Annotated in this window: 18 protein-coding genes and 1 tRNA gene; 16 read left to right on the top strand and 3 right to left on the bottom strand. The window is 56.9% G+C overall.

Annotation, left to right across the window (positions count from 1 at the left end):
- The first annotated feature begins 19 nt into the window (after positions 1 to 19).
- From rpoC to B9Z37_RS05510, 12 genes are all read left to right on the top strand, one after another.
- The gene (gene rpoC / locus B9Z37_RS05565; RefSeq protein WP_108312056.1) at positions 20 to 4,234 is read left to right on the top strand and encodes a DNA-directed RNA polymerase subunit beta'; all 4,215 of its coding nucleotides are present in this window, start codon (positions 20 to 22) and stop codon (positions 4,232 to 4,234) included.
- Positions 4,235 to 4,334: 100 nt separating this feature from the next.
- Positions 4,335 to 4,877 carry a LemA family protein gene (locus tag B9Z37_RS05560; protein ID WP_108312055.1) on the top strand — a complete coding sequence of 181 codons (543 nt, stop codon included), beginning with the start codon at positions 4,335 to 4,337 and terminating at the stop codon, positions 4,875 to 4,877.
- Positions 4,878 to 4,885: 8 nt separating this feature from the next.
- Positions 4,886 to 6,241: a 16S rRNA (cytosine(967)-C(5))-methyltransferase RsmB gene (rsmB, locus tag B9Z37_RS05555; protein ID WP_108312054.1), complete on the top strand. Its 1,356-nt coding sequence runs from the start codon at positions 4,886 to 4,888 to the stop codon at positions 6,239 to 6,241.
- Positions 6,201 to 6,836 (top strand): DUF4390 domain-containing protein, encoded by a 636-nt coding sequence (locus B9Z37_RS05550; protein ID WP_108312053.1) that lies wholly within the window; start codon positions 6,201 to 6,203, stop codon positions 6,834 to 6,836. The genes rsmB and B9Z37_RS05550 overlap by 41 nt, the downstream gene beginning before the upstream one ends.
- Before the next feature lies 1 nt (position 6,837).
- A complete protein-coding gene (locus B9Z37_RS05545; protein WP_108312052.1) occupies positions 6,838 to 9,135 on the top strand; it encodes a sensor histidine kinase in 2,298 nt (765 codons plus the stop codon).
- 19 nt (positions 9,136 to 9,154) lie between these two features.
- Positions 9,155 to 9,817: a response regulator gene (locus tag B9Z37_RS05540; RefSeq protein ID WP_108312051.1), complete on the top strand. Its 663-nt coding sequence runs from the start codon at positions 9,155 to 9,157 to the stop codon at positions 9,815 to 9,817.
- A gap of 53 nt (positions 9,818 to 9,870) precedes the next feature.
- Positions 9,871 to 9,946 (top strand) — tRNA-Phe (locus tag B9Z37_RS05535).
- A 167-nt stretch (positions 9,947 to 10,113) separates the two neighbouring features.
- Positions 10,114 to 11,316, top strand: a complete 1,203-nt coding sequence (locus B9Z37_RS05530) for a tyrosine-type recombinase/integrase (RefSeq protein WP_240606632.1) — start codon at positions 10,114 to 10,116, stop codon at positions 11,314 to 11,316.
- Positions 11,317 to 11,382: 66 nt separating this feature from the next.
- A complete protein-coding gene (locus B9Z37_RS05525) occupies positions 11,383 to 12,075 on the top strand; it encodes a hypothetical protein (RefSeq protein WP_146179710.1) in 693 nt (230 codons plus the stop codon).
- Positions 12,076 to 12,279: 204 nt separating this feature from the next.
- Positions 12,280 to 12,759: a hypothetical protein gene (locus B9Z37_RS05520; protein WP_146179709.1), complete on the top strand. Its 480-nt coding sequence runs from the start codon at positions 12,280 to 12,282 to the stop codon at positions 12,757 to 12,759.
- Positions 12,756 to 13,028 carry a hypothetical protein gene (locus B9Z37_RS05515; protein WP_108312047.1) on the top strand — a complete coding sequence of 91 codons (273 nt, stop codon included), beginning with the start codon at positions 12,756 to 12,758 and terminating at the stop codon, positions 13,026 to 13,028. Before B9Z37_RS05520 ends, B9Z37_RS05515 begins: the two co-directional genes overlap by 4 nt.
- A 94-nt stretch (positions 13,029 to 13,122) precedes the next feature.
- Positions 13,123 to 14,877, top strand: a complete 1,755-nt coding sequence (locus tag B9Z37_RS05510; RefSeq protein ID WP_108312046.1) for an ABC transporter transmembrane domain-containing protein — start codon at positions 13,123 to 13,125, stop codon at positions 14,875 to 14,877.
- 70 nt (positions 14,878 to 14,947) lie between these two features.
- On the opposite strand, the gene B9Z37_RS05505 is transcribed toward B9Z37_RS05510, so the two are convergent.
- Entirely contained in the window at positions 14,948 to 15,241 is a 294-nt protein-coding gene (locus B9Z37_RS05505) for an RNA recognition motif domain-containing protein (protein ID WP_108312045.1), read from the bottom strand.
- A 431-nt stretch (positions 15,242 to 15,672) separates the two neighbouring features.
- Here B9Z37_RS05505 and B9Z37_RS05500 point away from each other — a divergent pair, with 431 nt between their 5' ends.
- Positions 15,673 to 16,002, top strand: coding sequence for a high-potential iron-sulfur protein (locus tag B9Z37_RS05500; RefSeq protein WP_407067221.1), 330 nt, complete (start codon positions 15,673 to 15,675; stop codon positions 16,000 to 16,002).
- Between the two features lie 72 nt (positions 16,003 to 16,074).
- Here B9Z37_RS05500 and B9Z37_RS05495 read toward each other — a convergent pair whose 3' ends face one another.
- Both B9Z37_RS05495 and B9Z37_RS05490 read right to left on the bottom strand, forming a co-directional pair.
- A complete protein-coding gene (locus B9Z37_RS05495) occupies positions 16,075 to 16,998 on the bottom strand; it encodes an MBL fold metallo-hydrolase (protein WP_108312044.1) in 924 nt (307 codons plus the stop codon).
- 15 nt (positions 16,999 to 17,013) lie between these two features.
- Entirely contained in the window at positions 17,014 to 18,699 is a 1,686-nt protein-coding gene (locus tag B9Z37_RS05490) for an AMP-binding protein (RefSeq protein WP_108312043.1), read from the bottom strand.
- A gap of 232 nt (positions 18,700 to 18,931) precedes the next feature.
- On the opposite strand from B9Z37_RS05490, the gene B9Z37_RS05485 reads away from it, so the two are divergent.
- From B9Z37_RS05485 to lnt, 3 genes are all read left to right on the top strand, one after another.
- A complete protein-coding gene (locus tag B9Z37_RS05485; RefSeq protein WP_240606658.1) occupies positions 18,932 to 19,600 on the top strand; it encodes a GNAT family N-acetyltransferase in 669 nt (222 codons plus the stop codon).
- 71 nt (positions 19,601 to 19,671) lie between these two features.
- Positions 19,672 to 20,565, top strand: a complete 894-nt coding sequence (locus tag B9Z37_RS05480; RefSeq protein ID WP_108312042.1) for an HlyC/CorC family transporter — start codon at positions 19,672 to 19,674, stop codon at positions 20,563 to 20,565.
- Positions 20,562 to 22,124 (top strand): apolipoprotein N-acyltransferase, encoded by a 1,563-nt coding sequence (gene lnt, locus B9Z37_RS05475; RefSeq protein ID WP_108312041.1) that lies wholly within the window; start codon positions 20,562 to 20,564, stop codon positions 22,122 to 22,124. The genes B9Z37_RS05480 and lnt overlap by 4 nt, the downstream gene beginning before the upstream one ends.
- The last annotated feature ends 162 nt before the right edge of the window (positions 22,125 to 22,286 follow it).

Raw genomic sequence — 22,286 nt, 5'->3', positions numbered from 1 at the left:
CAGGCAAAGGATTTAAACCATGAAATCACTACTCGACCTGTTCAAGCAGTTCACGCCCGATGACCACTTCGATGCGATCCGCATCGGCCTGGCATCGCCCGAGAAGATCCGTTCGTGGTCTTTCGGCGAAGTGAAAAAGCCAGAAACCATCAATTACCGTACCTTCAAGCCTGAGCGCGATGGTCTGTTTTGTGCCAAGATTTTTGGCCCTATCAAAGACTACGAATGCTTGTGCGGCAAGTACAAGCGTCTCAAGCACCGCGGCGTGATCTGCGAGAAGTGCGGCGTTGAAGTCACACAAACCAAAGTGCGTCGCGAGCGCATGGGTCACATTGACCTGGCCGCGCCTTGCGCCCACATCTGGTTCCTGAAATCGCTGCCATCGCGTTTGGGCCTGGTGCTCGACATGACGCTGCGCGACATCGAACGTGTGTTGTACTTTGAAGCGTATGTGGTGACCGACCCTGGCATGACGCCGCTGAAAAAATTCGGCATCATGTCTGAAGACGACTACGACGCCAAAGTCAAAGAGTACGGCGACGAATTCGTGGCCAAGATGGGTGCCGAAGGCATCCGCGAGTTGCTCGAAGGCATTGACATCGAAAGCGAGATCGAGCGCCTGCGTGGCGACTTGACCGGCTCCGAACTCAAAGTCAAGAAGAACTCCAAGCGCCTCAAAGTGCTGGAAGCCTTCAAGAAGTCGGGCATCAAGCCCGGTTGGATGGTGCTCGAAGTGCTGCCCGTGTTGCCGCCGGACCTGCGTCCGCTGGTGCCGTTGGATGGCGGCCGCTTTGCGACCTCCGATCTGAACGACTTGTACCGCCGTGTCATCAACCGCAACAGCCGTCTGCGCCGTTTGCTGGAATTGAAAGCGCCCGAGATCATTGCGCGCAACGAAAAGCGCATGCTGCAAGAAGCCGTGGACAGCTTGCTGGACAACGGCCGTCGCGGCAAGGCCATGACCGGCGCCAACAAGCGCGCCCTGAAGTCTTTGGCCGACATGATCAAAGGCAAGAGCGGTCGTTTCCGTCAAAACTTGCTGGGTAAGCGCGTCGACTACTCCGGTCGTTCCGTCATTACCGTGGGTCCAACCCTCAAACTGCACCAGTGCGGTTTGCCCAAGTTGATGGCCATCGAGCTGTTCAAGCCTTTCATCTTTGCGCGTCTCGAAGCCATGGGCATCGCGACCACCATCAAGGCTGCCAAGAAAGAAGTTGAAGCCGGCACCCCCGTGGTGTGGGACATTCTTGAAGAGGTCATCAAAGAGCACCCCGTGATGCTCAACCGTGCGCCTACGCTGCACCGTTTGGGTATTCAGGCATTCGAGCCTTTGCTGATCGAAGGCAAAGCCATTCAGTTGCACCCCCTCGTTTGCGCGGCCTTCAACGCCGACTTCGACGGTGACCAGATGGCCGTTCACGTGCCCTTGTCGGTCGAAGCGCAGATGGAAGCCCGCACTTTGATGCTGGCCTCGAACAACATTTTGTTCCCTGCTTCTGGCGAGCCTTCCATCGTGCCGTCGCAAGACGTGGTGCTGGGTTTGTACTACGCGACCCGTGACCGCATCAATGCCAAGGGCGAAGGTCTGATCTTCTCCGACATCGGTGAAGTGCAGCGCGCCCTGGACGCCAACGCTGTCGAGTTGACTGCCAAGATCAACGTGCGCATGACCGAGTGGACCAAAGACAAAACGACCGGTGAATTCACCTCGTCCGTGTCGATGGTGGAAACCACCGTGGGCCGTGCACTGCTGTCGGAAATCTTGCCCAAGGGCCTGCCTTTCTCGAACCTGAATAAGGCGCTGAAGAAGAAAGAAATTTCCAAGCTGATCAACACGTCTTTCCGCAAGTGCGGCTTGAAAGAGACCGTGGTGTTCGCTGACAAGCTGTTGCAAAACGGTTTCCGTCTGGCCACACGCGCTGGTATCTCGATCGGTATCGACGACATGCTGGTGCCGCCAGAGAAGCCCGCCATCATTGAAGCCGCTGAAAAAGAAGTCAAAGACATCGAGCAGCAATACGTCTCCGGTCTGGTGACCGCTGGCGAGCGCTACAACAAGGTCGTTGACATCTGGGGCAAAGCTGGTGACGTCGTCTCCAAGGTGATGATGGACCAACTCCGCAAAGAGAAGACCATTGACCGTCATGGCAAGGAAGTCGATCAGGAATCGTTCAACTCGATTTACATGATGGCCGACTCCGGTGCCCGTGGGTCTGCTGCGCAGATTCGACAGTTGGCCGGTATGCGTGGTTTGATGGCCAAGCCCGACGGCTCGATCATTGAAACCCCCATCACGGCGAACTTCCGTGAAGGTCTGAACGTGTTGCAGTACTTCATCTCGACACACGGTGCACGTAAAGGTCTGGCCGACACGGCTTTGAAGACCGCCAACTCGGGTTACCTGACCCGTCGTCTGGTGGACGTGACCCAAGACTTGGTCGTGACCGAACTCGATTGCGGCACTTCTGACGGCTCGCTGATGCGCGCCATCGTTGAAGGCGGTGAAGTCATCGAGTCGCTGCGTGACCGTATCCTGGGCCGCACCGCTGCTGAAGACGTGTTGCATCCTGAAACCCGCGCTGTGCTGGCCTCTGCCGGCACCATGCTGGAAGAAGACCTCATCGACGAACTCGAAGCCGCTGGCGTTGACGAAGTCAAGGTCCGCACCGCACTGACTTGCGAAACCCGTTTCGGTCTGTGCGCCAAGTGCTATGGCCGCGATCTGGGCCGTGGTGGTCTGGTCAACGGTGGCGAGGCCGTCGGTGTGATCGCTGCGCAGTCCATCGGTGAGCCGGGTACCCAGCTGACCATGCGTACGTTCCACATCGGTGGTGCGGCTTCGCGTGCGGCTGTGGCTTCCAGCGTGGAAGCCAAGTCCAACGGCATCATTGGCTTCAATGCCACGATGCGTTATGTGACCAACACCAAAGGTGAGCTGGTGGTGATTTCCCGTTCTGGTGAAATCGTGATCAGTGAGCATGGCCGTGAGCGCGAGCGTCACAAAGTGCCTTACGGCGCGATCCTGTCGATCAAGGCCGACCAGACCATCAAGGCTGGCACCATCTTGGCCAACTGGGATCCATTGACCCGCCCGATCATCACCGAATTCGCCGGTCAGGTGAAATTCGAGAACGTCGAGGAAGGCATGACCGTTGCCAAGCAGGTCGACGAAGTGACCGGTTTGTCTACGCTGGTGGTCATTGATCCCAAGCGCCGTGGCGCCGCCAAGGTCATTCGCCCTCAGGTCAAACTGATCGATGCGCAAGGCAAAGAAGTCAAGATCCCCGGCACCGACCATTCGGTGACCATCGGCTTCCAGATCGGCTCGCTGATCCAGGTGCGTGACGGCATGGATGTGGGCCCTGGCGAAGTGCTGGCCCGTATCCCGGTCGAAGGTCAGAAGACCCGAGACATCACCGGTGGTTTGCCACGTGTGGCCGAACTGTTCGAAGCCCGTACGCCCAAAGACAAAGGCATGTTGGCCGAGATCACGGGTACCGTGTCCTTTGGTAAGGAGACCAAAGGCAAGGTCCGCTTGCAGATTACAGACCCTGAAGGCAAGGTCTGGGATGAATTGATTCCCAAAGAGAAGAACATCCTGGTGCACGAAGGCCAAGTGGTCAACAAGGGCGAGAGCATTGTGGACGGTCCGGCCGATCCGCAAGACATCTTGCGTTTGTTGGGCATCGAAGAGCTGGCCCGTTACATCGTTGACGAAGTGCAGGATGTTTACCGCTTGCAAGGCGTGAAGATCAACGACAAGCACATCGAAGTGATTGTTCGCCAGATGCTGCGTCGCGTGGTGGTCGAGAACATTGGTGACTCCACCTACATCTCCGGCGAGCAGGTCGAGCGTTCTGAAATGCTCAACACCAACGATGCATTGCAACGTGAAGGCAAGATCCCTGCGACATTCAGCAACTTGTTGCTGGGTATCACCAAGGCTTCTTTGTCGACCGATTCGTTCATTTCGGCCGCTTCCTTCCAGGAAACGACACGTGTGTTGACCGAAGCGGCCATCATGGGCAAGCGCGACGAGCTGCGTGGTCTGAAGGAAAACGTGATCGTGGGTCGTCTGATCCCTGCGGGTACGGGTTTGGCTTACCACAAGGCCCGTGCCGTCAAGGATGCGATGGACGACGCCGAGCGTCGCGCTATTGCCGACGCCGAGGCTGCAGACTTGGCCGGTCAGTCGGCTGAAGATGCCGTCACCGACGCAGGCGAAGCCGCCTGAGTGATGGGTTCACCTTTCATCGGGTGAACACGGATCAGCCCCTGCACCGTATCGCGGTCAGGGGCTGTTTTTATGGCGAGGATTCCACGGAGGTGAAACCATGGGCGCGTTGATCTTTGGCTTGCTGCTAGCGGTCACCCTGTTTTGGGCTGTCGGTGCGCACAACCGCTTGGTGCGTTTGCGCGCAGAGGTGGTTCGCCAGTGGAGCAGCGTCGATGCCGTCTGGATTCGCTTGCTGGTACGCATGCAAGGCGGTATCGCTGCGCGGCAGTCATTGATGATGGACGCGGGGGCAGATGAATTACAGCCCTTGCAGATGGCATGTGACGAGTTGTTGGAGGCTTTGTCTCAAGCACGTTTGCAACCCCTGGATGGTGAAAGTCAAAAACAAGTGGTGACACAGCATTTGAAGGTGCTTGCAGAGATCCGTCTGATGCTGCAAACGCCCAACGATGCGGTCAAGCCTGACCTGGACATCGCCCTGAACCGGATGCGGCAAACGCTGCCTGCGGCACTCATTCCTTACCATGTGGCTGTGGCCGCTTACAACGATGCGCTGGCCATGCGGCCGGCCTCCTGGTTGGCCGGACGCCTGAACTTCAAACCCGCCATGCGCATGGACTTGTCCATGGGGGCTGCTTGACGCTGAACATGACAACCATGCCCTCATTGACCGGACAGACCTCGTCGGGCCAGTCCCCGCCTTTGTGGCGTTTGCTGCAAGCAACGGCCGCTGCCGTACAGGCCACACGCCAGGGCCGTTCATTGACTGCACAACTGGAGAGCGTTCCCCATGAGCTGAGGCCAGGGGTTCAGGCTTTGAGTTTTCAGGTGCTGAGGCAACTGGGCCGGGCCATGGCTTTGCGTGAGCTGCTGGCTTCCAAAGCACCACCGCCTGCGGTGGACGCCTTGCTTTGTACAGGCTTGGCCTTGTGCTGGAACGATGCGGATGCTCCGTACCCTGTCCATACCCTGGTCAACCAAACGGTTGAGGCCGCACGCAAGCAACGGCAAACTCAAGCCCAAAGCGGGTTCATCAATGCCTGTCTGCGCCGTTTCATGCGGGAGCGTGATGATTGCGTGTCTCAGACCAACGGCAACCTTCAGGCGCAATGGAATCATCCGCGCTGGTGGGTCGAACGTCTGCAGGCGGATCACCCACGCCATTGGCAGTCACTGCTGGACATGGCCCAAAAACCAGCCCCTATGACGCTGCGCGTCAACAGCCAGCAACACCAAGTGACCGCTTACCAGCAGCAGTTGGATGCGATCGGCGTGTCATCTCACGTGGTGGGTTTGCAAGGACTGCAATTGAGCAAGGCACTGCCCGTGCACTTGTTGCCCGGTTTTTCGGCGGGCCATGTGTCGGTTCAAGATGCCGCCGCGCAATTGGCAGCGCCCCTGCTCATGCATGGGCTGGACACGGCCAAGCCGTGGAAAATCCTGGACGCATGTGCTGCACCCGGGGGGAAAACCGGACATTTACTGGAGCTTTATCCTCAGGCAAATGTGCTGGCCCTGGATGTGGACGAATCCCGTTGCGAGCGCATTCACCAGAACTTGCAGCGCTTGGGACAGAGAGCCCAAGTGCGGGCCGCAGACGCTGGGCAGCCTGGACAATGGTGGGATGGTGAGCTGTTTGACGCGATTTTGCTGGATGCACCCTGTACAGCATCGGGCATCGTGAGGCGGCATCCGGATGTGCGATGGCTGCGCAGACCGACAGACAGTAGACAATTGGCCCAAATTCAGGCCACTTTGCTTGAAACCCTTTGGCCTCTGTTGAAGTCTGGCGGGCGCATGCTTTATTGCACTTGCTCGGTTTTCAAGGCGGAGGGGGATGAGGCGGTGCAAGCGTTTCTTCAACGCAACACCGATGCCTTATTGCAGCCTTCGCCAGGACATTTGATACCCGGACAGTCCCCAAGTGGGCTGTCAGTCGAGCACAATCCATTGGGTGAACATGATGGGTTTTATTACGCACTGCTGGAAAAGCGCCAAAGCTGAGCTGCGGCGCCTTGCTCGCTGGGCCCTGGGGGCCTGGCTGCTTGTCGCCTCATGCGCCTGGGCTCAAACCTCGGTTGCTGAGCTGACAGAGCTGCGCGCCGAGCGCCGGGACGCCGCTTTGTACGTGACCGCACAGCTGAAACTCGAGTTGGGTCCGGCTGTTGAGGATGCACTGGTCAAAGGCTTGGCGGTGCACTTTGTTGCCGAGGCTGAGGTCATGCGTGACCGTTGGTATTGGTATGACCGAAAAATCGGCATCGCAACACGTTACTACCGATTGGCTTTTCAGCCCCTCACCCGCCGTTGGCGGTTGAACGTTTCGAATGAGCCCATTTCAGGTGCTGGCTTGGGCGGCAGCATCTCGCAGAATTTTGAAACCCTGTCTGAAGCGCTGGGCGTCATCCGACGTCAGTCCGGCTGGAAAGTGGCCGAAATGGCCGAATTGGATCTGGATGCCCGGCAATACATCGCTTACCGCTTCCGGCTGGATATCTCTCAGCTGCCACGCCCTTTCCAGATTGCCGCAGGTAACCAGGCCGAGTGGACTTTGGTGGCGAGCCGGCAATTGCGTTTGACAACAGACATGGTGCGCTGACGTGGGTTTGTCTGTCCGTCGATCCGAAAAGCAAGTGCTGCAGGCATCGCGCACCAGCCGATGGCTTTTGGGCTTGGGTGCGTTGGCGATGGTGGTGATCGGTTTGGGCTTGCTGGTCTTGATGACCCAAGCCACAGGCAACCGAGAGCGGTACAACCAGAATTACGAATGGCTCACGCTCATCAACGCTGTCGTGGCCAGCGGGCTCTTGATCACCATCTTGTGGGGGGCTGTGCGGCTGTTGCTCAGACTTCGCCGTGGGCAATTCGGCTCCAGGTTGCTGGTCAAATTGGCGGGCATCTTCGCGTTGGTGGGCGTCATTCCCGGCGTCTTGATTTATGTGGTTTCCTACCAGTTCGTTTCACGTTCGATTGAAAGCTGGTTTGACGTCAAGGTTGAAGCGGCGCTGGTGGCTGGCCTGAATCTGGGGCGGGCCACACTGGACACGCTGAGTACGGATCTGGCCAAACAATCGCGTGTCGCAGCAGCCCAACTGAGCGATGTTGCCGATGTGAGCGCTGGCGTTGCCTTGGAAAAGATACGCGAACAGCTGGGCGTCAGTGACGCGGTGTTGTGGACGACCAGCGGGCGCATGGTGGCCAGCGCAGGCCAGTCGCGGTTCCAGATCAGACCGGAGTTGCCTCCGAGTCAACAAATCAAAGAGGCCAGGCAGAAGGGCCACATCGAATGGGTGGAGGGCTTTGACGAAGCCATCCCCGGTGGCGACAAGGGGCGCATCAAGGCACTGGTTTTGTTGCCTCAATCTGGCCTGGCCTTCGATGAAGACCGACGCTTGTTGCAAGTGACGCAGGACTTGCCGCCGACGCTGGTTAACAACGCGCTGGAGGTGCAGTCCGCCTACCGTGAATACCAAGAGCGTGCCTTGGCGCGTGAAGGCCTCAGGCGCATGTACATCGGCACGTTGACCCTCAGCTTGTTTTTAGCCGTTCTCGGCGCCATCTTGCTGGCGGTGGTGTTGGGCAACCAGTTGGCCCGACCTTTGTTGTTGCTGGCGCATGGCATGCGCCAAGTGGCTGCGGGCGACTTGACACCCAAGCTGGCATTGCAAGGCAACGATGAACTCGGCGGTTTGACGCGTTCGTTTGCCGACATGACGCAACAGTTGTCGGATGCCCGCTCCAATGTGCAGCGCAGCCTGGTTCAGCTGGACACAGCCCGCGGCAATTTACAAACGATTCTGGACAACTTGACCGCCGGTGTCATGGTGTTCGATGCACAAGGTGTCATTCAGTCGGCCAATCCGGGTGCAACGCGCATCTTGCGTGTGCCGGTTGCGGCGCACAACGGCTTGTCACTGCTCAGCTTGCCTGGCCTTGAAGGGTTTGCGCAAGGCGTCGTTGAACAATTTGCAATGTTGCGCTCTGACAGCGGCACCCATGAGTTGGACCATTGGCAAAAATCTTTTGAAATTCACGCTACCGGCCAAGGCTTGTCTGAGACAGCGGTGACCTTGTTGGCCCGTGGTGCGGTATTGCCGGATGGCATGCGGCTTTTGGTGTTCGATGACATTTCAGAAATCGTGTCTGCAGAGCGGGCCCAAGCTTGGGGTGAGGTGGCCAGGCGCTTGGCTCATGAAATCAAAAATCCGCTGACCCCCATCCAGTTGTCTGCAGAAAGATTGCAGAGAAAACTGATGGGCAAACTCGATGCCCAAGACGATGCTGTGCTGGCCAAGTCTGTCAAGACCATCGTGGACCAAGTTGATGCCATGAAGCGATTGGTCAATGAATTTCGTGACTATGCCCGACTGCCTTCAGCCGACTTGAAGCCTGTCCAGCTCAATGTCCTGATTGCGGATCTGATGGTGTTGTACGCGAATGAACCAGCAGATCAGATCCATCGCGCCACGGTGGTTACCGAACTTGACCCCACGTGCCCACCCATATTGGGCGATGAACAGCAACTCCGGCAAGTGATCCACAACCTGCTGCAAAACGCACAGGATGCCTGCGAGTCCAAAGGCGAACTTGCGCAGGACGCACGCGTTGGCGTGCGCACCGAATGGAATGCCTCGCGCAACCGAGTTCGTTTGACGGTGTCCGATACGGGGCCAGGTTTTGAGACCAATATCCTCAAGCGTGCATTTGAACCCTACGTCACCACCAAGGCCAAGGGCACTGGATTGGGCTTGGCCGTGGTGAAGAAAATTGCCGATGAACATGCGGCCAAAATTGAGCTGAGCAATGTGATGCAAGACGGCGAAATCAAAGGCGCGCAAGTCTCGCTATCATTCGCACTGGAAACACCCAAGGGCAAATTGAATCAGCCCGCTTATTGAACAGAGACACGCAGACAATATGGCAAATATTTTGGTCGTTGACGATGAGCTTGGGATCCGTGATCTGCTCTCTGAAATCCTGTTCGATGAAGGGCATCAAGTTGAGCTTGCCGAAAATGCCGCCAGGGCGCGCGAAGCACGCATGCGCATGCGCCCCGACCTGGTGCTGCTCGACATCTGGATGCCGGACACCGATGGTGTGAGCCTCTTGAAAGAATGGGCGACCGCAGGCTTGCTCAACATGCCCGTGATCATGATGAGCGGCCACGCGACCATCGATACGGCGGTGGAGGCGGTCAAGATCGGTGCTCAAGCCTTTCTGGAAAAACCCATCACCTTGCAAAAACTGCTCAAAGCCGTTGAGCAGGGTTTGGCCAGAGACCAAGTCAAACAGGCGGTGAGCTCTTTGATGGCCACGCAAGTCACCAGCGTGATGCCAGCCGCTTTGGTTGGCAACGATATAGCCAGCGCTGTGTTGGAGGTTCAGCAAAGTTTTGATTTGGATCGACCTTTGCGAGAGGCCCGCGATGCCTTCGAGAAAGCCTACTTTGAATTCCACCTGGCCCATGAAGCTGGCTCCATGACCAAAGTGGCGGAGAAAACGGGTCTGGAGCGAACACACCTGTACCGAAAGCTCAAACAACTGGGCGTGGATTTGTCTCGCAGCAAACGCAATGGCTGATTTGTGTTCGATACATCAGAACAATCTTTTTCCTCTGCTATAATTTTGCTTCCGGCCCGGTAGCTCAGTTGGTAGAGCAGCGGATTGAAAATCCGCGTGTCGATGGTTCGATTCCGTCCCAGGCCACCATTTGAAACCGTCGTTTTACTTTGTAGAACGGCGGTTTTTCTTTTGGGGCAGCGTCGTTTAAAACGACAGCCCTACGCTGCGGGCACTTTTCCCTTACTTTGCTGTCGCTTTGTCCTATGACGCACAGCACAGATACAGGGGCAGTGACACGGGATACGAAACTCCGCGTGTCAATCGCCAGCCTTGCCCAAGCACAACCCAGCATCCTGTACCTACGCGACGGCGACGTTGTGTTGTACAGACGCAGCCGCAGTCTGCTGTATCAGTGCCGCTACCGTTTGGCTGACGGCAGTTGGGTAAGACAGACGACTGGCAAAGCGGCTTTAGAACACGCCATAGCCCGTGCTTGCGACATATACGACGAAGCCAGATACAGACAAAGGCTGGGTTTAGCACACCGCACACACTCTGTCGCACAAATTGCCGCCGTTTGCTGTGTTGACTTGCGGCAGCAGATTGACGCGAAGGGCAAGAAGACGGCGTTGAATGACTATCTAAGCATCATCGAACGCTACTTCGTGCCTTACTTTGGGGAGCGTCAGTTGGAGACATTGACGCACACGGACATACGGGAGTTTGAACTGTGGCGAGATAGGCAAATGACACGCCGTCCCAAAACATCAACACTCAACAACTTCACAAGTGCGTGGAGCCGTGTGATTGAAACGGCAGTAAGTCGTGGCTACATCAGTGAGCGTGTGCCAGTACCCAAACTCACCAGCAAAGGCGAGAAGGGCAAAACACGCCCAGCGTTCAGCAAAGAAGAGATAGAGCAGTTGTTGGCGTTTATGGAAGGGTGGAGCCAGCAAGGCAGGCTGGCTGTAGAACGCGAGATACGCCCGCTGTTGCGTGACTATGTGGAGATGTTGCTTTACACGGGTATGCGGCACGGTACGGAGGCAATGGGCATACGGTGGCGGGACTTGGAGTGGCACACAAAAGATGGTGTGCGTTATCTGCGAGTGTGGGTAGATGGCAAAACCGGCGGGCGTTGGTTGATTGCCAAGCACAAGGCAGTAGATGTGCTGCGTAGGCTACACGCGAGGCAGAAGGACATTTGCGAACTGTCGTTTGAAACGACATTCACAGAGCGTGTGCCGCACCTGCTGTTCCGCTTTAGTGATGGTCATCAGCCGCATAGTCTTGTTGGCACATTCCGCAAGTTGATGCGAGATAGTGGCTTGTTGGTGGACGGTGCGGGACAAACACGCACCTTGTATAGCCTACGGCACACCTACGCCACGCTGGCTCTGTTGGAGGGTGGGGCTGACATACACACTCTGTCTAAACAGATGGGCAACTCTGCGGTAATGATTGAAAGGCACTACAGCAAGTTGACGGCAACAATGGCGGCGGACAGATTGGCTTGAGGCTTGAGGTTGATTGTAAAAATGAGATGTGTATGATGGATAACAGACACTTACAGGATGTTGATGATGAAGAAAATATTCCCACTTGTTGCTATCGTGACGATTATGAGTGGTTGTGCTCAAAATCTTTGGTACAAGCCAACAGCCAGGCAAGGAGAGTTTGAGGTTGATCGGTATGCGTGTGTTCAACAGTCACAGCAAAGACTGGGAATGGCAAGTGTTAACAGATACGGCGGAAGTGCCATTGACCAGCAAATCACGAACGATCAAGTGTTTTCCACTTGTATGACTTCCAAGGGATGGAGTCTTGGCAGGAAAGAAGTTGTAGATAGCCAAATTGCTCAAGCAACAGCAGTCAACAACTCAGTAAAGCAACAAGTGGCACAAGTAGTCGAGAAGATTAAAGCCGCATGTGCGTCGCAGGAATTTAGAGAATACTATTCCAAAACTGCTTGTAATACCAATGACATGTCGTTAGCACAACTTGCTGATAACTCCAAGATTACTGAAGCACAAAAAATTGTTTTTTTAAAGCAACAAGAAGTTATTTTGGCATACAACAAAGAAATGTATGAGGTAATTCGAACCGCTGGACCAAACGGAATTAGAGAGGCTGAAAATTTCAAAAATTTCGTTCAGCCATTGTCTGAGAAAAATAGTCTGAATTTATATATGGGGAATATAACTTGGGGTGAATATAATCAAAGACGAAAAGAGATTGCTCGTGAAGGTCAAGAAGCAATGAGAAGAAATCCATGAATGGAATAATTCAAATAATCGCAGCACAATAAAGAGTGAGAGAAGTTGGATTAAAAGAAAGAGCACCTGCTGAGAAAGAAGCGGTCAAATAAAATAATTTTACGTGACAACAATAGCATTGTTGGCTATCTGTCGCATGACGGCTAATGCTGAATACGGAAAATGTTTGAATGAGGCTGGCACTACGGGATACAAGAAAGTCTAGTGAAAATGGCTCGAAAATCAGTAAAAGAGTGGTTGATTGCTTCTAACGGATGGCAGCGAATCTGGTTTGTCTGCTCCATTGTTTGCTTTTTGTACTTCACTGTCATTTTTCCTTTGACGGAATCCAACAAAGGAAGTTCATTCAGATATGAGATGAGGTGGGCGACGGAAAGGGAAATGAAGAACCCAATGTGTGCTCCGTATATGGCTATCGAGTTCAGCAAACTTATTGAGCCAGAGTACTCTACTGATGGAAGCACTTGCTATCACATACATAGTCATCGTAAGTACTCTGACGATAAGAGCCCAATCACTGAAAAAATCTATCAGCAGAGTTTTGACAGTAATGAAAGAGAAAAGTGGCTGATGTTCATTGGAATGGGTGCTTTCATTTCTACTCTCTTAATAGCGTTTGTTTATGGTGTTGGTGTTGTTATATCTTGGATCACTAAAGGTTTTAATAGAAATGAACAGCAATGAGTGCCGATAGTGATGACTTGGTAAAGTTCATTTCCGCACTTGCGTTGCTTGTTGGTGGGTTTTGCGTTGTTGGCTGGCAAGTTTACGAATATTTGCGGTACAACATTTGGACCCCAGTTTCTGTTGTCACTGCTTTGGAATGGATGAAAATTCAATGGGCATTGAATCCAACAGACTGGGTTGGTCTATACAATATTCTGAGAAAAGTTCCGCTATCAGTTGCGATGATTGTCAGTGGATGGATGGTAGTAATGAGTGAGCAAAAATGAAAGTGATTGCTCAAACGAAAAAGCCCGCACATTGGCGGGCTTTTTTTATTGGTGTCAACATACTGCACCTACGCTGTGCTTGCTGGGTATACACATGTCTGCATCTCCTCAATCGCTCACAGGGCTCGCCCCATTTTTGAAGCCATATCGGTGGGCGCTTGTCCTGGCGGGCTTGTTTTTGCTGTTGGCCGCAGGCACTACGCTGGCATTTCCCTGGGTCTTGCGCCAGTTGATTGACCAAGGCCTGTCCACCGGGGCCACGGCCGATCAGTTGTCGGGCAATTTTTTGCAGTTGTTTGGCGTGGCAGCGGCTTTGGCGGTGTTTTCTTCAGGGCGTTACTACACCGTGAGCTGGCTGGGCGAGCGCATCACCGGCGACCTGCGCAATGCGGTGTACGGCCATGTGCTGAAACAAAGCCCGGCATTCTTTGAAACCACGCAATCGGGCGAAGTGCTCTCGCGCCTGACCAACGACACCACTTTGGTGCAGACCGTGGTGGGCTCGTCGTTTTCGATGGGCTTGCGCAACCTGGTCATGGGTGCGGGTGCGTTGGTGATGCTGGTCTGGACCAATCCGGTGCTCATGCTGCAGGTGGTGGTGGTCTTGGCTGCGGTCATCTTCCCCAGTGTGTACCTGGGCCGGCGTGTGCGCCGCCTGTCTCGGGCCAACCAGGACCGGGTGGCCGATTCGAGCGCCATCGCCTCCGAGGTGCTGAATGCCATCAGCGTGGTGCAAAGCTACACGGCCGAGGGCCGTGAAACCCGCCGCTTCATCGATTCGACCGCCCGAGCTTTGGGCACCGCACTGGGCCGCATCCGCGCACGGGCCGTGCTGGTGGGCTTCATCATCATGGCATCGAGTGCGGTGCTGCTGTGGGGGCTGTACATGGGCACGCTGGCGGTGCGGGCGGGTACCAGCACGGCGGGACAGCTGGGCGAGACGGTGTTTTATGTGATCTTGCTGGCCAGCGCCTTTGCAGTGCTGGGCGAGGTGTATGGCGATTTGCTGCGCGCAGCGGGCGCGACCGAGCGACTGATGGAGTTGCTGCACACCGAGTCCAACCTCAAGATCGCAGCCCAACCGCAACAAGCGCCCTGGCCGCAGGGCGGTTCTTCGCTTCAGCTGGAGTCGGTGCGGTTTCACTACCCCTCACGCCCCGACACCTGGGCGCTAGACCAATTGACAGGTCAAATCCACCCGGGGCAGACCGTGGCCGTGGTGGGCCCAAGCGGCGCAGGCAAGACCACGCTGTTCGATTTGCTGATGCGCTTTCATGACCCGCAGTCGGGCCGCATCGTGCTGGACGGCTTGCCCATCGACCAGATGGACCTGCATGACCTGCGCGAGCGTATGGCCATCGTGCCGCAGGATCCGGTGATATTTTCTGGCACGGTGATCGAGAACATCCGCTACGGCCGCCCCGACGCCAGCCTGGACGACGTGCACGCTGCTGCTGAAGCCGCTTATGCGCAAGAGTTCATCCGCGAACTGCCGGAGGGCTTTGATACTTACCTGGGCGACCGGGGTGTGCGCTTGTCGGGTGGGCAGCGCCAACGCATCGCGATCGCGCGGGCCATTTTGAAAAACCCGCCGCTCTTGCTGCTGGACGAAGCCACCAGCGCGCTTGACGCACAGAGCGAAAAAATGGTGCAGGCTGCACTGGACAAAGCCATGGTCGGCCGCACCACGCTGGTCATTGCGCACCGCCTGGCCACGGTGCAGCGCGCTGATGTGATCTGGGTGCTCGAGCGTGGGCGCCTGATGGAGCAGGGCGCCCACGCCGAACTGCAAGCCAAGGGTGGGCTGTACGCCAGCTTGGCGGCGCTGCAGTTCAATGCGGTGGTTTGATGGCCGAGCCCGATTCACCAAAGAAAAAGCCGCTCACAGGAGCGGCTTTTTCATGCGCAACTGAAAAGGATCAGTTGCGGTTGTCGCGGTAACCGCTGCCGTAGCCGGTGGTCGGCTCTTTGGGCTTGGAGATGTTCACCACGATCGAACGACCGCTGACCGACATGCCGTTCAGACCGGCGATGGCGGCTTGGGCTTCTTCGGCGCTGGACATTTCGACAAACGCGAAGCCTTTGGAGCGACCGGTGTCGCGGTCCATCATGACTTTGGCCGACAGAACGCCGCCAAATTCAGAAAAGTTTTGACGCAAGCTGGCGTCGTCGATGGTGTAAGGCAAGTTGCCCACGTAAATTTTGCTGCTCATGGTTGAGCCTTTCAGAGAGGTGGCGTGCAGGTTTTCAAATCAACCTGTCCGCATGGAATGGCGGTTTCCTGAGAGATTCCGCCGGGAAAAGTGCCTTGCCTTGCAGGCAAGGGCACCTTTATTGGGGTGTTGGTGCATTGGCAAGTCGTGGCGTCTGTCCATGACGCGGTTTCTTGCTGTTTGCGTGGTGGGACTTTGGCGAGCCCCTCGCTGGTTGTGACTCGCGAAGTCGCAAGCAAATCTCATTATATTCTTAAATTAAATATAGAGGAATTTTCTTATTCATTTCAGTTTTAAGTGTGGGTATTGGCCGCAAAGGGCGATTCGCCATGCAAATTGCTCAACTATCGCTGTCTTGCAGACAGTGGTGCTGGCATGGCTCACAATTCGGCATCCAGTATGTTCTGGCAAATTGCGCTAAGGAGTGCCCTATGTCTTCACGTTTCATGTCTTCTAATTCCAGCCGCCGTGTCTTCATGATGCAAGTGGCCACAGCGGCCAGCACTTTGGTGGTGGCCAGCGAGGCTTCTGCGCAAGCCATGGTGGACGAAAAAGACCCTCAAGCTGCAGGCTTGGCTTACAAAGCCGATGGCACCAAAGTGGACAAGGCCAAAAATCCTAAGTTCGTCGCCGGCTCGAATTGCGCCAACTGTGCGTTGTTCCAGGCCAAAGCCGGTGCTGCAGCAGGTGCTTGCCCGCTGTTTGCAGGCAAACAAGTGGCGGCCAAAGCCTGGTGCTCTGCTTGGGCCAAAAAAGCCTGACCACCTGCGGTGCCTGACCAGGCATTCAGTGTGTTCAAACCGCCTTCGGGCGGTTTTTTTTGTACCCCTCAATCAGGCGTCGTGCAATGTGTCGCCGTGAACTTCCAGGGCCCCACTGCGTTCCAGTTCAGAGAGCATCATGTCCAGCCAGGTGTTCACGTCGTGGCCTTGGCCAAAGCGGCGGTGCAAGTCATTCATGTAGGGCACGCCCAAAGCCCAGGCGCTGAATTCGGCTTTGGAGATTTGCCCCCATTCCAGCAGTTTGAATTTGAGCAACACCTTGGTGCCGTAGCGCGCATGGCGCTCGGGATTTTGGGCAAAGCTTTCGAGTTTGCTGCGGGCCAGCGCCAAGGCGGGCGCGATTTCGGTGAAGACGGCACCATGCCCTGGAATGATGGTGGCCGGTTGGAGCCTTTCAATCAGGTCGAGGGTCTGTCCCACTTCGTCAAATGCATCCACCCCGACCAATTCGGGGAACACCACGCCAAAACCGTTTTGCCAAAGTGCATCGGCCGACATCAGCAAGCGGTGTTCCGGGGCGAACAAGATGACGGAATGCGGGTCATGCCCCGGCGCCGCATGCACTTCCCAGTCCATATTCGCCCAGCGGTGCGAGGAGCCTGGCTGGAGCAAGCCGGTGAATGAGAAAGGGGGGCAGTTTTGTCCCGTGGGCTTGTAGCTCAACTCGTCTTCGCACCAGGTGTGAACGGCAGGAGCCAAGCCAGGGGGTATCCAGGTTTTCAGCGCAGGGTAGCGCGCTTGCAAGGCCTGATTGCCGCCGCAATGGTCACTGTGTAAGTGCGTGTTCGCCAATTGGTCGAGCGTGCGGCCTTGCAAGGCTTGCGCCACCAAGGCCAAGGTTTGCTCCTGGTGGGTGACGTAACCGCTGTCTACCAGCGTGGCGTTGTCTGCATCGCACAGCAAAACGTTGTTGGCAGACAGCCAGCCGCGTTCCAATACGGTCACGCCTGCAGGCAAAGAAACGAGGGTGGTCATTCGTGTGCAGCTGCGTTATTTGTTGCTGCGCAATTCCCGGCGCAAGATTTTGCCGACGTTGGATTTGGGCAGTTCGTCACGGAATTCGATGTATTTGGGGCGCTTGTAGCCGGTCAGGTTGTCGTGACAGAAGCGCGACACGGCTTCTTCCGTGAGCAAGGGGTCGTTGCGCACCACAAACACTTTGATGGTTTCACCCTGCATCGTGTCGGCGATGCCCACCACAGCACACTCCACAACGCCCGGACAAGTCGAGATGACGTTTTCCAGCTCGCTTGGGAAGACATTGAAGCCGCTGACGATGATCATGTCTTTCTTGCGGTCCACGATGCGCGTGAAGCCCTCATGGTCCATGATGCCCACATCGCCTGTACGCATGAAGCCATCGGCGGTGAAGGTTTTGGCGTTTTCTTCGGGCTGCTGGTAATAACCCGTCATCACGTTGGGGCCACGGATGCAAATTTCACCCGAGCTGCCCACGGGCAAGGTTTGGCCCGCGTCGTCCTTGATGGCGATGTCGATGCTGGGCAGGGGCAAGCCGATGTTGCCGCTGAAGTGGGTTTGTGTGACGGGGTTGTTCGTGCCAATGGCGCAGGTTTCGCTCATGCCCCAACCTTCGATCATGGCGCTGCCCGTGGCGGCTTGCCAGTGCTTGGCCGTTCCCTCGGATGCCGCCATGCCGCCCGCTTGGGTCAAGCGCAGCGAGGAAAAGTCGATCGTCTTGAACATGGGGTGTTGCATCAGGGCGTTGAACAAGGTGTTCACGCCTGGCAGCATGTGGAAGGGGCGTTGCTTGAGCACGTCAATGAACTTGCCAAAATCGCGCGGGTTGGGCACCAGTGTGAGGTGCGAGCCTTGGCGGATGGCCAGCAAGCACAGCGTCAAAGCAAAGATGTGGTACAGCGGCAAAGCGGCAATGCTGTTGACTTTGCGCAGATCGCCAATGCTGGCCAGGGCCGGGGTGAACCAGCCTTCAGCTTGCAAGATGGCCGCCACGATGTTGCGGTGCGTCAATACTGCGCCCTTGGACAGTCCGGTGGTGCCGCCTGTGTACTGCAAGAAGGCGGTGTCATCCAAGGTCTGTGGCACGGGCTTGAGGCTCAGGTGGCGACCTTGGGCAATGGCTTTCTTGAATGGGGTCACGGTACGCCCACCCGCCAAAGGCAGCTCGAACTCGGGCACCATTTTGGCCAGATGGCGAACGGCAAAGGTCATCCAGCGGCCATACCAGGGCCCGAGCAGGTCGCCAATGGAGGCCACCACCATATGTTGAATGGACGTGTGCTCGATCACATCTTGCAAGGTGGACGCAAAATTTTCGAGAATCACAATGGTTGTGGCGCCCGAGTCTTTGAGTTGGTGCTGCAGCTCCCTTGCGGTGTAGAGCGGGTTGACGTTCACGCAGGTGTAACCGGCGCGCAAGATCGCCGCCATGGTGACTGCAAACTGGGGCAAATTCGGCAGCATGATGGCCACGCGGCTGCCGGGTGCCAAACCTTTGTCCTGAAGCCACGCCCCCAGGGCTTTGGACAGCTCGTCCAGCTCCTTGTAGCTCATCCAGCGGTCCATGCAGACCGAAAACGGGCTGTTGCCGTGCTCACGGAAAGCGGTCTCCAGCAAGTCGGTCAGGCTGCTGTATTGGTCCGGGTCAATGTCATGCGGGACGCCGGGGGGGTAGTTCTTCAGCCAAATACGTTCCATCGTTTGTTCTCCTCGATCCTTTCATTGTCACCATCTGTTGGCCAAAGTGTGATCGGGCAATTCCCCATCGAGGCTGGATAAGGTCTCTCAGGCGACAAATAACCAGCACAGACAAGGGCGAGAGATTGGGTGCAAAATAAGGGAAAACCCGAGCCACTCTATGAACACCCCTGCAACCTCCCCTCCCGGATTCTGGCGCCGACTTTGGCGACGCTGGATCTCGGGCGTTGACATGGGCGGTCCTGTGGGGCGTGGCACGCCACGTTTTTTCGGGGGGTGGATTCCCATCCGGTCTTTGTCGCGACGCCACAAGCCCCGCATCCTCAAGCATTTGCTGTCCTTGGCGCCGGAGGACCGTTATCTGCGTTTTGGTTACCCCGCGACCGACGAGCAGATTGAGCGCTATGTGCTGGGCCTGAACTTTGACCGCGATGAAATTTTCGGGGTGTTCAACCGCCGGTTGGCGTTGGTGGCCATGGCGCATTTGGCGTTTTCGGTTGATCCGCAGTGGGCCACTTGTGCCGAGTTTGGTGTGTCGGTCGCGTCGCACCAGCGCGGCAAAGGCTTGGGGGCCCGTCTTTTTAAACACGCCGTGATGCATGCCCGCAACCAAGGCGTGAGCATGATCTTCATTCATGCGCTGAGTGAAAACGTGGCCATGCTCAAAATTGCGCGCCACGCCGGAGCCAGGGTGCAACGCGATGGCAGCGAAAGCGAGGCTTACCTGACCTTGCCCGAGGCCACGCTGGACAGCCAGCTGAGCGGCTTGATGCAAGAGCAGATGGCCGAATTGGATTACCAGCTGAAAAACCAGGCGCAGCAATTTCGCAAATGGCTGGCCACGGTGCAAGAGATTCGCCAAGGGGTGCGTGATGCCCGTCACACGGTGCACAAGCCTTGAATGGCTGAGTGTCATGTGAATCCGCTATCCTAGAGGCTTAGCCATAACAGCATGTCCTGCACTCTCTGACTGTGTCCGACCCCCATCCTGCGCGCCACCCCGAGCGCGAAGACAAGCGCAGTTTCTTGCAAAAACTCGCCGAATTCATCCACCCCGGTCCTGACTCTGCCGACGAGCTGATCGAAACCTTGGCCGAAGCCGAGGACAACCACATCATCAATGCCGAGAGCCGTCTGATGCTCGAAGGCGTGATCCGCATGGCCGACATGACTGCCGGCGATGTGATGGTGGCCGCACCCCGGATGGACCTGCTGGACATTGAAGACCCATTTGACCAGTTGTTGCACCAGGTCATTGAGACCGCGCACTCGCGCTTTCCGGTCTTTGAGGGCGAAAAAGAAAACATCATCGGCATTTTGCTGGCCAAAGATCTGCTCAAACTGCAGCGTGCGCCCGAATTGAACATCCGCGCGCTGTTGCGCCCGGCTGTTTTTGTGCCTGAGAGCAAAGGCCTCAACGATTTATTGCGCCAGTTCCGCGACAACCGCAACCACCTGGCCATCGTCATCGACGAGTTTGGGCGCACGGCAGGCCTCATCACGATTGAGGACGTGCTGGAGCAAATTGTGGGCGAGATCGAAGACGAATTCGACATTGCCGACGATGAAGGCGATATTTTTGGTCTGCCCGACCGCAGCTTTCGGGTCAGTGGCGACACGTCGCTGGACCGGGTCAGCGAGGCGTTTGGCGTGAATTTGCAAGAAGCCCGTGAGGACGCGGAGGGCCCTGACTTTGACACCATCGGCGGCCTGATCGCCCACGAAATGGGCCATGTGCCGCGCCGTGGCGAAAAGTATGTTTTGGCGGGCCTGCAGTTTGTGGTCTTGCACACCCGTGCGGGCGCTGTGCGCTGGTTCAAGGTGTCGCCGGTTTCCCTCACCTCGACGCCAGAGCCCAAGGCATGAATTTCGGCCCTGAGCGCGCTCGCGGCTTGCCAGCCGTGTGGCCCGCTTTGGCCGGTGCCGCACAGGCGGCGTCTGTTGCCATGCCGGGCAGTGGTCAGGCGCAAGGCTGGCTGCAGGTCTTGAGCCTGACCGTGTTGGCCGCAGGTCTGGCGCGCATCGCCCATCCTGTGAATCGAGCACGGTCTTCAGGCAAACAAGCGGCTTGGGTCGGGGGTTTTTTTGCCACCGCGTGGCTCACAGGGTGTTTTTGGTGGCTGTATGTGTCCATGCATGATGTGGGCGGTTTGCCTGCCCCTTTGGCTGGGCTGGCGGTGTTGGCTTTGGCGTCCGCCTTGGCGCTCTATTACGCCGCAGCTTGCGCGGTGTGGGTGGGTTTGGCAGGGAAGGGGCTGCGCCATCGGCCAGGATTGGCCAGTGCCTTGTTTGCGGCTTTGTGGACTTTGGCCGAACTCATGCGGGGGCGCTGGTTAACGGGCTTTCCTTGGGGTGCGGGCGGTTACGCACATGTCGATGGTGTGTTGGCGGTTTGGGCACCTTGGGTGGGGGTGTATGGCATGGGGGCCTTGGCTGCCTGGTTGTCCATGCGCTTGGCCTTGTCGGGTTGGCGGCTGCGGGCGATCAAGCCCTTGGTCGCTGTGCTGGCCGTCTCCTGGGGGCTGCAGTCTTTTGCCCCCCCTTTGACCACTTCGGCCGGGTTCGGGCAGGTGGAGTTGCTGCAGGCCAATATTTCCCAAAATATCAAATTTGACGTGGGCAGCGGCATCCGCGATGCGCTGCAGTGGTACGACGCTCAGCTGCGTAACAGCCAACAAGCGCTGGTGGTGGCGCCCGAGACGGCCGTCCCTTTGTTGCCTCGGTATTTGCCTGAAGGCTATTGGTCCGGTTTGCAGCAGCATTTTTCCCGGCCTGGTCGGCCTCTGGCCCTTGTGGGCGTGCCTCTGGGCAATGTGGCGCAGGGCTACACCAACTCGGTGGTGGCTTTGGGGCCTGCCGGTTTGCCGGATTACCGCTACGACAAATCGCACCTGGTGCCTTTTGGTGAGTTCATGCCGCCTGGTTTTGTCTGGTTTGTGCGCATGATGAACATTCCTTTGGGTGATTTCCGCTCGGGCGGATGGGATCAGCCCTCGGTTTCCTGGCAAGGTCAGCGCTTGGCCCCCAATGTTTGCTACGAAGATCTGTTTGGCGAAGAGTTGGCTGCACGGTTCAAAGACCCCGTTCAGGCCCCCACCGCCTTGGTGAACGTGAGCAACATCGCCTGGTTTGGCGACACCTTGGCGGTTGACCAGCACCTGAATATCTCGCGCATGCGTGCCATGGAGCTGGGCCGGCCCATGCTGCGCGCCACCAACACAGGCGCCACCGCCATCATTGACCACCAAGGTCGCGTGACCGACCAATTGCCGCGCTTTACCCGTAGCAGCCTGGTTGGCCGATACGAAGGTCGTGAGGGCTTGACACCCTACGCGCGTTGGGCAGCTGCTTGCGGCTTGTGGCCGTTTTGGGGTCTGTGCTGTGCGGTGGTGGGGCTTGCCCTGTGGCGTCGCCGGTCGGTCTGACGGCCTGATTTCCGGGGCGCTGGACGGGCTTGGGCTGGACAGACTTGATCTGACGGGTGCAGTGGCGTCCGCGCGATCAGGCCGTTTGCACCCAGCAAAGACCGTAAAATCAAGGGTTTGCGCAAAGCCTGCGCCCATCCAACCCTCGCCAGCTCGCTGCTG

The organism is Limnohabitans parvus II-B4 (assembly GCF_003063455.1).
In the GTDB taxonomy this organism is placed as follows: Bacteria; Pseudomonadota; Gammaproteobacteria; order Burkholderiales; family Burkholderiaceae_C; genus Limnohabitans_A; species Limnohabitans_A parvus.
The sequence above is the reverse complement of the archived record's forward strand: the minus strand, read 5'-3'. Positions and strand labels throughout refer to the sequence as shown.

Coding starts and splice junctions, on each gene's coding strand:
- B9Z37_RS05510 (WP_108312046.1), top strand. CDS start 13,123: ATGTCTGCATCTCCTCAATCGCTCACAGGGCTCGCCCCATTTTTGAAG.
- rsmB (WP_108312054.1), top strand. CDS start 4,886: ATGACAACCATGCCCTCATTGACCGGACAGACCTCGTCGGGCCAGTCC.
- B9Z37_RS05560 (WP_108312055.1), top strand. CDS start 4,335: ATGGGCGCGTTGATCTTTGGCTTGCTGCTAGCGGTCACCCTGTTTTGG.
- B9Z37_RS05485 (WP_240606658.1), top strand. CDS start 18,932: ATGGGCGGTCCTGTGGGGCGTGGCACGCCACGTTTTTTCGGGGGGTGG.
- B9Z37_RS05505 (WP_108312045.1), bottom strand. CDS start 15,241: ATGAGCAGCAAAATTTACGTGGGCAACTTGCCTTACACCATCGACGAC.
- B9Z37_RS05550 (WP_108312053.1), top strand. CDS start 6,201: ATGGGTTTTATTACGCACTGCTGGAAAAGCGCCAAAGCTGAGCTGCGG.
- rpoC (WP_108312056.1), top strand. CDS start 20: ATGAAATCACTACTCGACCTGTTCAAGCAGTTCACGCCCGATGACCAC.
- B9Z37_RS05515 (WP_108312047.1), top strand. CDS start 12,756: ATGAGTGCCGATAGTGATGACTTGGTAAAGTTCATTTCCGCACTTGCG.
- B9Z37_RS05525 (WP_146179710.1), top strand. CDS start 11,383: ATGAAGAAAATATTCCCACTTGTTGCTATCGTGACGATTATGAGTGGT.
- B9Z37_RS05540 (WP_108312051.1), top strand. CDS start 9,155: ATGGCAAATATTTTGGTCGTTGACGATGAGCTTGGGATCCGTGATCTG.
- B9Z37_RS05490 (WP_108312043.1), bottom strand. CDS start 18,699: ATGGAACGTATTTGGCTGAAGAACTACCCCCCCGGCGTCCCGCATGAC.
- B9Z37_RS05500 (WP_407067221.1), top strand. CDS start 15,673: ATGTCTTCACGTTTCATGTCTTCTAATTCCAGCCGCCGTGTCTTCATG.
- B9Z37_RS05495 (WP_108312044.1), bottom strand. CDS start 16,998: ATGACCACCCTCGTTTCTTTGCCTGCAGGCGTGACCGTATTGGAACGC.
- lnt (WP_108312041.1), top strand. CDS start 20,562: ATGAATTTCGGCCCTGAGCGCGCTCGCGGCTTGCCAGCCGTGTGGCCC.